The 12,838-nt window shown below is 59.9% G+C and carries 12 protein-coding genes; 11 read left to right on the top strand and 1 reads right to left on the bottom strand.

Annotation, left to right across the window (positions count from 1 at the left end):
* Positions 1 to 188 precede the first annotated feature (188 nt).
* Positions 189 to 1,079 carry an AraC family transcriptional regulator gene (locus CAF80_RS26725; protein WP_011335404.1) on the top strand — a complete coding sequence of 297 codons (891 nt, stop codon included), beginning with the start codon at positions 189 to 191 and terminating at the stop codon, positions 1,077 to 1,079.
* A 66-nt stretch (positions 1,080 to 1,145) separates the two neighbouring features.
* Here the strand turns inward: CAF80_RS26725 and CAF80_RS26720 are convergent, their stop codons facing one another.
* Positions 1,146 to 2,810: an electron transfer flavoprotein-ubiquinone oxidoreductase gene (locus CAF80_RS26720; RefSeq protein WP_039770620.1), complete on the bottom strand. Its 1,665-nt coding sequence runs from the start codon at positions 2,808 to 2,810 to the stop codon at positions 1,146 to 1,148.
* A gap of 525 nt (positions 2,811 to 3,335) precedes the next feature.
* On the opposite strand from CAF80_RS26720, the gene CAF80_RS26715 reads away from it, so the two are divergent.
* The 10 genes from CAF80_RS26715 to CAF80_RS26670 all read left to right on the top strand — a co-directional run bounded on the left by CAF80_RS26715 (position 3,336) and on the right by CAF80_RS26670 (position 12,780).
* On the top strand, positions 3,336 to 4,085 hold the full coding sequence (locus CAF80_RS26715) for an electron transfer flavoprotein subunit beta/FixA family protein (protein ID WP_007950859.1): 750 nt from the start codon (positions 3,336 to 3,338) through the stop codon (positions 4,083 to 4,085).
* A 2-nt stretch (positions 4,086 to 4,087) separates the two neighbouring features.
* Entirely contained in the window at positions 4,088 to 5,017 is a 930-nt protein-coding gene (locus CAF80_RS26710) for an electron transfer flavoprotein subunit alpha/FixB family protein (RefSeq protein WP_074688070.1), read from the top strand.
* 81 nt (positions 5,018 to 5,098) lie between these two features.
* Complete coding sequence (locus tag CAF80_RS26705; RefSeq protein ID WP_074688068.1) at positions 5,099 to 5,935, top strand: ABC transporter substrate-binding protein; 837 nt, start codon at positions 5,099 to 5,101, stop codon at positions 5,933 to 5,935.
* A 9-nt stretch (positions 5,936 to 5,944) separates the two neighbouring features.
* Positions 5,945 to 6,301, top strand: a complete 357-nt coding sequence (locus CAF80_RS26700; protein ID WP_170844868.1) for a DUF4398 domain-containing protein — start codon at positions 5,945 to 5,947, stop codon at positions 6,299 to 6,301.
* Positions 6,298 to 7,110 carry an OmpA family protein gene (locus CAF80_RS26695; protein ID WP_039770613.1) on the top strand — a complete coding sequence of 271 codons (813 nt, stop codon included), beginning with the start codon at positions 6,298 to 6,300 and terminating at the stop codon, positions 7,108 to 7,110. The genes CAF80_RS26700 and CAF80_RS26695 overlap by 4 nt, the downstream gene beginning before the upstream one ends.
* Positions 7,111 to 7,311: 201 nt before the next feature.
* Positions 7,312 to 8,751, top strand: coding sequence for a PLP-dependent aminotransferase family protein (locus CAF80_RS26690; protein WP_039770612.1), 1,440 nt, complete (start codon positions 7,312 to 7,314; stop codon positions 8,749 to 8,751).
* Positions 8,752 to 8,825: 74 nt separating this feature from the next.
* Complete coding sequence (locus tag CAF80_RS26685) at positions 8,826 to 9,305, top strand: translation initiation factor 2 (protein WP_085668117.1); 480 nt, start codon at positions 8,826 to 8,828, stop codon at positions 9,303 to 9,305.
* A 166-nt stretch (positions 9,306 to 9,471) separates the two neighbouring features.
* Entirely contained in the window at positions 9,472 to 9,726 is a 255-nt protein-coding gene (locus CAF80_RS26680; protein WP_007950870.1) for a YkgJ family cysteine cluster protein, read from the top strand.
* Positions 9,727 to 9,767: 41 nt separating this feature from the next.
* On the top strand, positions 9,768 to 10,373 hold the full coding sequence (locus CAF80_RS26675; RefSeq protein WP_007950871.1) for an START domain-containing protein: 606 nt from the start codon (positions 9,768 to 9,770) through the stop codon (positions 10,371 to 10,373).
* Between the two features lie 313 nt (positions 10,374 to 10,686).
* Positions 10,687 to 12,780, top strand: coding sequence for an LTA synthase family protein (locus tag CAF80_RS26670; protein ID WP_074688062.1), 2,094 nt, complete (start codon positions 10,687 to 10,689; stop codon positions 12,778 to 12,780).
* The last annotated feature ends 58 nt before the right edge of the window (positions 12,781 to 12,838 follow it).

Here is a 12,838-nt window from a genome sequence, read left to right as displayed (position 1 = left end):
AAACCTCGCAAAAGCAGTGACAAGTGAGGCGGCGCATTCTGGGCGCCGTACGCTTGTCCGGCCATGGCGATTCCTCCGGGTGTCATGCCTAATCCTCCGGCATGCGGGGTTGATCGGTCGCATTGGCAAAAGGATCTGCGATGATGCTTTCATCCCTTTTTTCGTGATTTTTTTTGAAGAGCCACCCGATGCAATTGACCCGTCACCTTGATGCCAACGCCACCCTGGTTTCGCTGATCGAACCGCTGGCGCTGCGCGATGGTTACAGCCAGACCGGGCTGCCGGGCGTGCAGGTGTTGCGCGCCAGTTGCGACGTCGCCCGTGGCCCGCACATTTATGAGCCGAGCCTGATGATCATCGCCCAGGGCAGCAAACTGGCGTATCTGGGGCCGCGCACCATGGAGTACGGCGCCGGGCATTACCTGATCCAGGCCTTGCCGGTGCCGTTCGAGTGCGAGACCTATGCGTTGCCGGACGCGCCGTTGCTCGGCGTATCGGTGGCGATCGACCGGGTGCTGCTCGGCGAACTGGTGCTGGCCATGGGGCTGGCGCCGGGGCGGCATATTCCGGCGCAGACACCGGAGTCGATGACGTCGGTGGTGCTCGACGATGACATGCGTGGTTGTGTCGAACGCTTGCTACGTTGTCTGCACGATCCGCTGGAATGCCAGATTCTCGGCCCGGCGCGGGTGCGGGAGTTGTTGTTCGTCGCGTTGCGCGGACCTCAGGCTGATGTGCTGCGCGCGCTGGTCGAGCAGCAGGGGCAGTTCGCGCGGGTCGCGGCTTCGATCAGTCATCTGCATGCGCATTACACCGAACCGTTGAACGTCGAGACGCTGGCCAGTTGCGCGAACATGAGCGTGTCGACCTTTCATGAGCATTTCAAACGCAGCACGTTGCTGTCGCCGGTGCAGTATCTGAAGCGTTTGCGTTTGTTGAAGGCGCAGACGTTGTTGATCGCCGAAGGACTGGGAGTGGCGCAGGTGGCGCATCGGGTGGGGTATCAGAGCACGTCGCAGTTCAGCCGCGAGTACAAACGTTATTTCGAACGCAGTCCGGGGGATGAGCGCGCGGCTTGATCCTGTACAAATCGCGGGCAACAAAAAGGCCCCCATAAAGGGAGCCTTGATGTTCAGCGGATCGACTTACATGTTCGGGTAGGTCGGACCGCCGGCGCCTTCCGGCGCAACCCAAGTGATGTTCTGCGAAGGGTCCTTGATGTCACAGGTCTTGCAGTGCACGCAGTTCTGGGCGTTGATCTGGAAGCGCTTCTCGCCGTCTTCCTTGGTGATCACTTCATATACACCGGCCGGGCAATAGCGCTGTGCAGGTTCGTCGTACAGCGGCAGGTTCTTGCTCAGCGGGATGGTCGGGTCGGTCAGTTTCAGGTGGCACGGTTGTTCTTCTTCATGGTTGGTACCGGAGATGAACACCGAGCTCAGCTTGTCGAAGCTGATCTTGCCGTCGGGTTTCGGGTAGTCGATCTTCTTGCAGTCGGCCGCGAGCTTGAGGCAGGCGTAGTCCGGCTTGGTGTCGTGCAGGGTGAACGGCAGTTTGCCGCCGAAGATGTTCTGGTCCAGCCAGTTGAAACCGCCGCCGACGATGGCGCCGAACTTGTGGATCGCCGGGCCGAAGTTGCGGCTGGCGAACAGCTCCTCGTAGAGCCAGCTCTTCTTGAAGGCGTCGACGTAGGTGGTCAGTTCTTCGGTGCCGTCCTTTTCTGCGAACAGCGCGTCAGCCACGGATTCAGCGGCGAGCATGCCGGACTTCATCGCGGTGTGGCTGCCCTTGATCTTGGCGAAGTTCAGGGTGCCAAGGTCACAACCGATCAACGCGCCGCCCTTGAAGACCATTTTCGGCAGCGAGTTCAGGCCACCCTTGCAGATCGCGCGCGCGCCGTAGCTGATGCGCTTGCCGCCTTCCAGATATTGCTTGAGCACCGGGTGATGCTTGAGGCGCTGGAATTCGTCGAACGGCGACAGGTAGGTGTTGCTGTAGGAAAGATCGACGATCAGACCGACCACCACCTGGTTGTTTTCCAGGTGATAGAGGAAGGAGCCGCCGGTGTTCTCGGTGCCCATGATGTCCATCGGCCAACCGGCGGTGTGGACCACCAGGCCTGGCTGGTGTTTGGCCGGGTCGATTTCCCAGATTTCCTTCAGGCCGATGCCGTAGTGCTGGGCGTCGGCTTCGCTGTCCAGGTTATAGCGCTTGATCAGTTGCTTGCCGATATGGCCACGGCAACCTTCGGCGAACAGCGTGTATTTGCCACGCAGTTCCATGCCCGGAGTGTACAGGCCTTCTTTCGGATGACCTTCGCGGTCGACACCGAGGTCGCCGGTGATGATCCCGCGTACCACGCCGTTTTCATCGATCAGCGCTTCCTGAGCGGCGAAGCCCGGGTAGATTTCCACGCCCAGGTTCTCGGCCTGCTGAGCGAGCCAGCGGCACAGGTTGCCGAGGGAAATAATGTAGTTGCCTTCGTTGTGCATGGTCTTGGGCACAAAGAAATCAGGGATTTTTTGCGCGCTTTCGGCGTTTTTCAGCACGAAGATGTCATCGCGGGTGACGGGCGTGTTCAGCGGGGCGCCGAGTTCTTTCCAGTCCGGGAACAGTTCGTTCAGGGCCCGTGGTTCGAATACGGCACCGGACAGGATGTGTGCGCCGACTTCGGAGCCTTTTTCGACCACGCAGACGCTGATTTCCTTACCGGCTTCGGCGGCCTTCTGCTTCAGACGGCAGGCGGCGGACAGGCCAGCGGGGCCGGCACCGACGATGACCACGTCGAATTCCATGTATTCGCGTTCCACAGGCTATCTCCTACTCAAGGCTCAACAGTTTTTTTTCTAATTTGGAGGTTCGGTGTCGTATCCGTTATTGCCTTTACGTTAACGTCAAGGGTAATAATGGGCAAACCACCTTTCTCTCTAGGCGGCGCATTATATCTACACCACTCTGAGCGTCCAATACAAACGTTTGTTTGAATCGGCTCCAGCCCAGAGAAATCAAAGAAGCGCGGCTTATGACAGGGCATTTTGGCGTATTGACCAGAATGGGCGTTCCGGTCAAGATACGGGCGGTTTTGCGCTCGCCGTAGGCTGAATGGTGGTTTCAAGAGCACCTCTAAAGACAGGGCGTAGGCGGTAACCGGTGATGCGCAGCGCAGGTTCGGCGCGCAGTTTACACACCGCGAAGCGGCATGACTCGTCGGTCACGACTGACGAACGGTCATCCCGCTCAGCCGGCGTTTTTAGAGGTGCCCTTGTGCCCGATGAGCATCAACCGCCAGGTTCGCCTAGGCGACTTTCTTTTCACCGGAGAGTAACGAGGAATCCATGAAGGTTCTTGTAGCTGTCAAACGCGTTGTGGATTACAACGTCAAGGTTCGCGTCAAGGCGGACAATTCCGGCGTAGACCTCGCCAACGTCAAGATGTCGATGAACCCGTTCTGCGAAATCGCAGTGGAAGAAGCCGTACGCCTGAAAGAAAAAGGCGTTGCGACTGAAATCGTCGTCGTCTCCATCGGCCCGTCCACCGCTCAGGAACAGCTGCGTACCGCACTGGCTCTGGGTGCCGACCGCGCCATCCTCGTCGAATCCGCTGAAGACCTGACTTCCCTGGCCGTGGCCAAGCTGCTCAAGGCCGTGGTCGACAAGGAACAGCCTCAGCTGGTGATCCTGGGCAAACAGGCCATCGACAGCGACAACAACCAGACCGGCCAGATGCTCGCTGCACTGAGCGGCTACGGTCAGGGCACTTTCGCCTCGAAAGTCGAAGTCTCCGGCGACAGCGTTGCCGTGACCCGCGAAATCGACGGCGGCGCGCAGACCGTTTCGCTGAAACTGCCGGCGATCGTCACCACCGACCTGCGTTTGAACGAGCCGCGCTACGCGTCCCTGCCAAACATCATGAAAGCCAAGAAGAAGCCTCTCGAGACGCTGACTCCGGACGCTTTGGGCGTTTCCACCGCCTCCACCAACAAGACCCTGAAAGTCGAAGCGCCGGCTGCACGCAGCGCGGGCATCAAGGTCAAGTCGGTGGCTGAACTGGTCGAGAAACTGAAAAACGAAGCGAAGGTAATCTGATCATGACTATCTTGGTAATCGCCGAACACGACAACAAGGTGCTGGCTCCGGCCACCCTGAACACCGTGGCTGCCGCTGCCAAAATCGGCGGCGACATCCACGTTCTGGTTGCCGGCCAGGGCGCTGGCGCCGTGGCTGAAGCCGCTGCGAAAATCGCGGGCGTGAGCAAAGTCCTGAATGCTGATAATGCCGCTTACGCGCATCAGTTGCCGGAAAACGTTGCTCCGCTGGTGGCCGAACTGGGAGCTGGCTACAGCCACATCCTGGCTGCCGCTACTTCCAACGGCAAAAACATCCTGCCGCGCGTTGCTGCCCAGCTGGACGTTGACCAGATCTCCGAGATCATCTCGGTAGAAAGCGCTGACACCTTCAAGCGCCCGATCTACGCCGGTAACGCCATCGCTACCGTGCAATCGACCGCTGCGATCAAAGTGATCACCGTGCGTGCCACCGGTTTCGACCCGGTCGCCGCTGAAGGAGGTTCGGCTACCGTTGAATCGGTTGCCGCTGCTCACAACGCCGGCACTTCCAGCTTCGTCAGCGAAGAGCTGGCCAAGTCCGATCGTCCTGAGCTGACCGCTGCCAAGATCGTCGTTTCCGGCGGCCGCGGCATGCAGAACGGCGACAACTTCAAACACCTGTACGCCCTGGCCGACAAGCTGGGCGCTGCCGTCGGTGCTTCCCGCGCCGCGGTCGACGCAGGTTTCGTACCGAACGACATGCAGGTCGGTCAGACCGGCAAGATCGTTGCGCCACAGCTGTACATCGCGGTCGGTATCTCCGGCGCGATCCAGCACCTGGCCGGCATGAAAGACTCCAAAGTGATCGTTGCGATCAATAAGGACGAAGAAGCGCCGATCTTCCAGGTGGCCGATTACGGCCTGGTGGCGGATCTGTTCGAAGCCGTACCCGAGCTGGAGAAGCTGGTCTAATCCGGCTGCTTCACTTATAAAGAGCCCGACCTTTTGGTCGGGCTTTTTTTTTGTCCGGGATTTGAGTGGGAGCGTTTCGCCATGGATCTGCATCGTCGGTTGAGCTGCTCGTGGTTGCTGGGGCTGGCATTGTTGCCGGGCTTGTCAGTGGCGGCGGGCAAGTGCGAGCGGCTGGTTGTCACCGGCAGCCCGGATGCGCCGCCATACCTCTGGCAGGATCCGCAGAACCCCAAACAACTGATGGGTGCCAGTGCCGATCTGCTGAAGCAAGTGGCCCAGGAGCTGGGGATCAAAGTCGATCTGCTGTACGCCGGCAAGCGTTCCCAGGCCCTCGACGAAGTGCGCAGCGGACGTATGGACATGCTGGCCGACGCGCCGCTGACCTTCAATGAGCTGGAAAACCTCGACTACATTCACCCGCCGTTGCTGGAAAACGATTACCTGGTGTGGACACGCAAGGGCTCGACGCTGGTTTACAGCGAAGCCAAGGACCTGCACGGGCATACCGGAGGCTTGTCGGAAAAGTCTCGAATGACCCCGGCATTCGGCACTTTCGCCGAGCAGCAATTGACCCTGACCCGTACGGCAAACCTGACACAGGCGTTTCAGAAACTTCTGCTGGGCGAGGTGGAATATGTACTCGCCGGTCGCTACTCAGGCATGGCGGCCGCGCAGGCACTGGGCATGGCCAATGATCTGCTGGCTTTTGAACAACCCATCGACCGCCCCGGTCTGTTCCTGGCGGTTTCGCACAACTCGGCCTGCAACGATCCGTGGTTGCGCGGACAGCTGGCCAAAAAGATGACAGAATTGCCCGCGTCCGGCCTGACGGAAGCCGCGCTGCAACGCAACATCGAGCGCTGGAAGGCGCAGCAGCAACAGCCGCCGCAACCACCTGTCAGCGCCCCAAAACAGTAGGGATTCTTAGTGAGTAATCGACTTCTTTTCGCGGCCATGGCCGTTCTGGTCCTGGCCGGTTGCGCCAGCGATCCGGCACCCAACGAACAAATGCGCCTGACCGAGCAGGCCCTTGAGCAAGCCAAAGCCGTGGGCGCCACCGCCGAAGACGTGCCGGAAATGAAACTGGCCGAGGACAAGTTCAACCGGGCCAAAGGCAGCATGGCGGGTGAGTCTTACAAGAATGCGCGGATGCGCTTCGAACAGGCCGAACTCGACGCGCGCCTGGCGGAAGCCAAAGTCCTGACTCAGAAGAGCGAAGAACAAGTGAACGTGCTCAACACCCGCATCGTCCGACTGCGCAAGCAACTGGGGGATGCCCAATGAGCCTGAAGTCCAAAGCCCTGGGCACTTTGATCCTCGCCGGTTGCGCCAGCCTTTACGGCTGCGCCGGTCAGCACAGCGAATCGGCATTGCAGCAGGCCAGCGCCGACTTCCAGAAGGTCAAGGAAGATTCCAACGTGCTGCGTATCGCGCCGAAAGACGTGATCCGCGCCGGTGAATCCCTGGCCCGTGCCGATCGTCTGTCGACGTACTGGGGCAGCGGCTCGGACGTGGTGCATTACGCCTACCTGAGTCAGCGCTACAGCGAAATCGCCCGTGAGCACACCAACCAGGTCCTCAACGAAGAGCGGGCAGCGAAACTGGAACTTGAACGCCAGCGCCTGCAACTGGCCCTGCGCGAGTCCAAGCTGCTGAGTGTGCAACAGCAGGGCAAATGGCTGGAAGAACAGATCGTTGCACTGGCCACTACCCAAACCGACCGTGGTCTGGTGATGACCCTGGGTGACGTGCTGTTCGACACCGGTGAGGCCGAACTGAAAAACTCGGCGAACCGCGTGGTACTGAAGATCGTACAGTTTCTGCAACTGAACCCGAAACGCGTCGTGCGCATCGAGGGCTACACCGACAGCACCGGCGGCAAGCAGGAAAACCTCAAGCTTTCCCGCGACCGCGCACAGTCGGTGGCCGACGTGTTGACGGACCTGGGCATCGACGAAAAACGCATTCAGGTCGAAGGTTACGGCGACGAATACCCGGTGGACGCCAATGCTTCCGAACGTGGGCGTGCGCAGAACCGTCGAGTGGAAATCGTGTTCTCCGACGAAAAAGGCCAGCTCGGCGCCGCCCGCTGAGGGTGGCGTTACTGGAAAGCCCGGGCTGTCAGGCAGCACCGGGCTTTTTTACGTCTGTCGATTACCTCACAAAGCAGTACAGATTTAACCGACACAGCACTGTATGGTTGACTAATATGGCAACTGTCCCAGTACACTTCCAAACTGTTCCGGTATTGTTTCACACAAGAATAAAACGCCCGTGAAATCGAGTGCTGCGTCATGACCAATCTCTTGCTCTACCAACGTATTGCTCAACAGCTGGCCGAAGATATCCGCCGTGGCGTCTATCAACCGGGCGAGCGCGTGCCTTCGGTGCGCAAGATGAGTTCGCAGCTCAACGTCAGCCATGCCACGGTGTTGCAGGCTTACGCCAATCTCGAGGATCAGGGCCTGATCCGCGCGCGACCGCAGTCCGGCTACTACGTGCACCAGACTCCCGCACTGACCGCGCCCACACCGGACATTGCCCGGGTGGAACGGCCAGGCCTTGTCACCCGCAGCAGCATCATTCAGCAAGTATTGGTCGAATCCCGTCGTGAAGGCGTGTTCCCGCTGGGTGCGGCGGTGCCGAGTGTCGATTATTTGCCGGTGCGCGCCCTGCATCAGCAGTTGGCCAAGGTCACCCGGTTTCACAGTCCCAGGGCGTTCAGCTACATGTTCAGCCCCGGTTTCGAGCCGCTGCGCCGGCAGGTGGCGATCCGCATGCGCGATGCAGGCGTGGTGGTTGATCCCTCGGAAGTGGTGATCACCCACGGTTGCGTCGATGCATTGCAGATGTCGTTGCGGGTGCTGACTCGCCCCGGCGACCTGATCGCCGCCGAGTCACCGACCTATTACGGACTGCTGCAACTGGCGGATCTGCTGGGCTTGAAGGTCATCGAGATCCCCAGCGACCCCGCCACCGGCATGAGCCTCGAAGCCCTGCAACTGGCGGCGAACCAATGGTCGATCAAGGCGCTGGTGCTGACCACGCGCCTGAGCAATCCACTCGGCGGCACCATGCCCGAAGAGCGGCAGAAACAACTGCTGCGCCTGGCTTCGGACTTCGATATCCAGATCGTCGAAGACGACATCTACGGCGAGTTGATGTTCGAGCAGGGCCGCACCAAGTCGCTCAAGGCCTACGACCGGCTCGACCGGGTGATCTATTGCTCGAGTTTCTCCAAGACGTTATCGCCCGGTGTGCGCATCGGCTGGATGATCGCCGGCAAGTACCAGCAGGAAATCCAGCGCTTGCAGACTTTCAGCACCCATTCCGCGTGCAGCGTCACCCAAATGGCTATCGCGGCCTACCTGGAAAACGGCGGCTATGACCGGCATTTACGGTACATCCGCCAGGAATACCGGAAAAATCTCAGCGCATTCCAGCTGGCGGTTCAGCAGCACTTTCCCGAAGGCACACAGATGACCCGGCCGACCGGCGGATTCATTCTGTGGGTCAGCCTGCCAGGACGGGTCAACACCCAGGAATTGCACGTGCGGGCGCTGCAACAGGGCATCAGCATTGCGCCGGGGTTGATCTTCAGCAACACCGAGCAGTTCAACCACTGCATCCGGTTGAACTGCGGCATCCCGTGGAATCGCGAGGCGGAACGGGCGCTGATGACCCTCGGCATGTTGGCAACGCAGCTCTGCCAGGAGATGGCCGGCGGATTTTGAAACAATGGCGGAGCTTGTCATGTGACGTCCAACAGGCGAGCATATGGCCCTCTGCCGTTAGCTTCGTTGGGTTCATGAAAGCGAAATTTTCTGCCGCCTGGGTTGTGCTCTGCCTGTTGATGATGGGTCATGTGCTTGGTGCGATGGCGGCCGCGGCTCAGGAAAAGACACCGGCCACGGCCACCGCGAAAAAACCGGTCACGGCCAAGAAAACCGTTCCAGCGAAGAAAGCACCGCAGAAAAAGGCTGCTCCCGCCAAGAAGCGCGCACCGGTCGCCTCCAAGTCGAAGTCGGCGAAGGAAGTAGCCAAGACCCCGCTGCCGCCCGCCAAGCTCGATTTGAGTCTGCCCAAAGACATGGTCCAGGAATTGAAGCCTCCCGGCTCCGTGACGCTGCCCAAGCGTGAGCCGATCCTGCCGCAGATGTTCGGCGACAAGAACAGCGGGTTCCAGCTCAACGGCCGTTTGCTCAGCAATGAAATGCAGCTGCAACTGCGCAACGAAGAGCGCCGGGAAGTCGAAGGCGCGGCACTGGATTTCGAGTTCAAGCAATAAATCGTCCCCATCGGTGACCCGCAGACCAGACGCTTTGTCGGAGACTGGTCAGTCACTTTCGTTTCTGCGTAAAAACCCCGGTTCAGGCAATTTAAAACAGCCGTTTAAGCGGTTACCCTGTTCGGCGTCCCTTTAACACATTGCCCGCTGCGAGGAACGCGTCGTCATGAAATGCCGTGAAGGCTGTGGCGCCTGCTGCATTGCCCCTTCCATCAGTTCGCCGATTCCAGGCATGCCCGATGGCAAACCTGCCGGTGAACGCTGCGTGCAGTTGTCGGTCGATAACCTGTGCAACATTTTCGGCCGACCGGAACGTCCGGCGGTCTGTTCAGGATTCAAGGCAGATCCCGAAGTCTGCGGCAGCAGCCAGGAAGACGCGATCAGACTGCTCGGCTGGTGGGAGCAGATGACGGCGGCGTGATGTGTCAAACGAACGGAACTTCAACAATAAGGAATAAGACTATGGGTTCGCTGCATCGTATCGCTGTGTTGTGTGGTTTGACTGCCGTGCTGGCCACCTCGGCCGCCCAGGCTGAAGACTGGAAAGTCGCCAAGAACGAGGACGGCATCAAGGTCTCCCTGAGCGAAGTCCCGGGTTCGGACTACAAGTCTTATCAGGGTGTGACCGTGATGAAGACCACCATCGCCAAACTGCGCGCCTTGCAGGAAGACGTTTCCGGTGCGTGCGCCTGGATTCACGAGTGCAAGACCCAGAAACTGCTCAAGCACGAAGGCGACCAGAGCTGGACCTACACCCAGTTCAACACGCCATGGCCGGTTACCCCGCGTGATTCCATCCTGCATGTCACCACCGTTGAAGGTGCCGATGGCAGCCTGACCCGTAATCTGGAAGGCGTGCCGAAATACCTGCCTGAAGAAAAGGGCTTTGTGCGGGTCGCTCAGGTCAAAGGCTTCTGGAAGTTCGTGCCAAAGGGCGATCAGGTTGAAGTGACCTATCAGGTTCACACCGAGCCGGGCGGCAGCGTGCCTTCCATGATTGCCAACAAGTTTGTGGTCGACGCACCGTTCAATACCCTGAAAGCCTTGAAAGAACGCGCCGAGAAGTAAACATCGCGTTCATCTGTAAACGCCCCGAAGAACTCGGGGCGTTTTGTTTTCCAGGTTTATTGTGTTTCCGGATATGCGTTGAACGAAATTTTCACAAAGTCTCCAAGACAATTCGCCCGCGCTGTTTGTACCTGTCCCGCCGCGCTGTGCCTTGAATGAAAGTGTCCGGCAGCGGGTACTAATCAATGGCAATGCCGCCGGTGATCGTGCAACATTTGCGCTCCGCGCAAGCCCCGGGGCCTGGAATGGTCAACAGAGGGCAGGGCGCAGCTGAATTTTTGCAACTTCAACTTCCAATGGGTCCTAAAACGACATGGCAAACCCGGACGCCCTGAGTCAGCAGCGATCTTCCAGTCGCCTGCTGCAACCGACCGTCAAATCGCATCTGGCCTACACGCTTCTGTGCGCGCTGGTCATGATGGTGATGTTTTCCGTGCTGCGCCTCGCGCTGCTGGTCTACAACCGCGAGATGATCCTCGACACCCCGGCCTCGACTTTCCTCGAAGCCTTCGCCAACGGCCTGCGCTTCGATATTCGCCTGGTGGTGTATGTCTGCATTCCGCTGGTGCTGGCGTTGTTCAGTGCCCGGGCCATGGCAGCGCGCGGGTTCTTCCGTCTGTGGCTGACCGTCGCTTCGAGCATCGCGCTGTTCCTCGGCCTGATGGAGATGGACTTCTATCGCGAGTTCCACCAGCGCCTCAACGGCCTGGTGTTCCAGTACGTGAAAGAAGACCCGAAAACCGTGATGAGCATGCTCTGGTACGGTTTCCCGGTGGTGCGCTACCTGCTGGCGTGGGCCGTGGGCACGCTGATCCTGACCCTGGCGTTCAAGGGCGCCGATCGTCTGACCCGTCCGCGTGGCCCGTTCAGCGGCGGTAACGTCGGCACCCGTCAAGTGGCGCCATGGTATGCGCGTCTGGCGGTATTCGTGGTGTGCCTGCTGATCTGCGTGGTCGCCGCTCGCGGCACCCTGCGTCAAGGCCCGCCGCTGCGCTGGGGTGACGTTTACACCACCGATTCGAACTTCGCCAACCAGCTCGGCCTCAACGGCACGCTGTCGCTGATCGCGGCGGCCAAGGACCGGATGGGCGAGGATCGTGACAACATCTGGAAAGCCACGCTGCCGCAGGATCAGGCGCAGAAAGTGGTGCGCGAGATGCTGGTGATGCCGGACGACAAACTGGTGGATGCCGATATCGCCGCCGTGCGTCGTGAATACACGCCGCCTGCCGACAAGACCCTGCCGATCAAGAACGTCGTCGTGATCCTGATGGAAAGCATGGCCGGTCACTCGGTGGGCGCACTGGGCGCGCCGGGCAACATCACGCCGTACCTCGACAAGCTGTCGAAGGAAGGCCTGCTGTTCGACCGCTTCTTCTCCAACGGCACGCATACCCACCAGGGCATGTTCGCCACCATGGCGTGCTTCCCGAACCTGCCGGGTTTCGAATACCTGATGCAGACCCCGGAAGGCAGCCACAAGCTGTCCGGCCTGCCGCAGTTGCTCAGCGCTCGCGACTATGACGACGTGTACGTCTACAACGGTGACTTTGCCTGGGACAACCAGTCCGGTTTCTTCAGCAACCAGGGCATGACCAACTTCGTCGGCCGTAACGACTTCGTCAACCCGGTGTTCTCCGATCCGACCTGGGGCGTGTCCGACCAGGACATGTTCGACCGTGGTCTGGTGGAGCTCAAGGCGCGGGAAAACGGCAAGCCGTTCTATGCGCTGCTGCAGACCCTGTCCAACCACACGCCGTACGCCTTGCCGACGCCGTTGCCGGTCGAGCGCGTCACTGACCGTGGCCCGCTCAACGAGCACCTGACCGCCATGCGTTACGCGGACTGGGCGCTGGGCCAGTTCTTCGAGAAGGCCCGCAAGGAGCCGTACTTCAAGGAAACGCTGTTCGTCATCGTCGGCGACCACGGCTTCGGCAACGAGCGTCAGATCACCGAAATGGATCTGGGCCGCTTCAACGTGCCGATGCTGATGATCGCACCGGGCATCCAGGAAAAATTCGGTACCCGTGACCACACCGTGGGCACTCAGATCGACATCGTACCGACCATCATGGGTCGCCTCGGTGGGGAAGTGCGCCATCAGTGCTGGGGCCGCGATCTGCTGAACCTGCCGCAGGGTGACACCGGTTTCGGTGTGATCAAACCGTCGGGCAGCGAGCAGACTACTGCCATCGTCACCGCTGACCAGATCCTGGTGCTGCCGAAAGAGAAGGAAATGGCGCCGAAGATCTATCAATACGAACTGGGTGCAAACCCGCACGCCGAAGTGGTACCGGATGCACCGCGCACTGCCGAGCTGAAACTCAAGCTCGAAGCGTTCCTGCAAACGGCGACCAAGAGCCTGATCGACAACACCGCCGGTGTGGTTAACGGCAAGCCGGACTGATCAGTCGGCACAATAAAAAAGAGGCCCTTCACAGGGCCTCTTTTTTTTGTCGGTCAAA

Source organism: Pseudomonas sp. B34(2017) (assembly GCF_002112915.1).
GTDB lineage: Bacteria > Pseudomonadota > Gammaproteobacteria > Pseudomonadales > Pseudomonadaceae > Aquipseudomonas > Aquipseudomonas pharyngis.
This window is presented reverse-complemented; position numbering and strand designations above follow the sequence as displayed.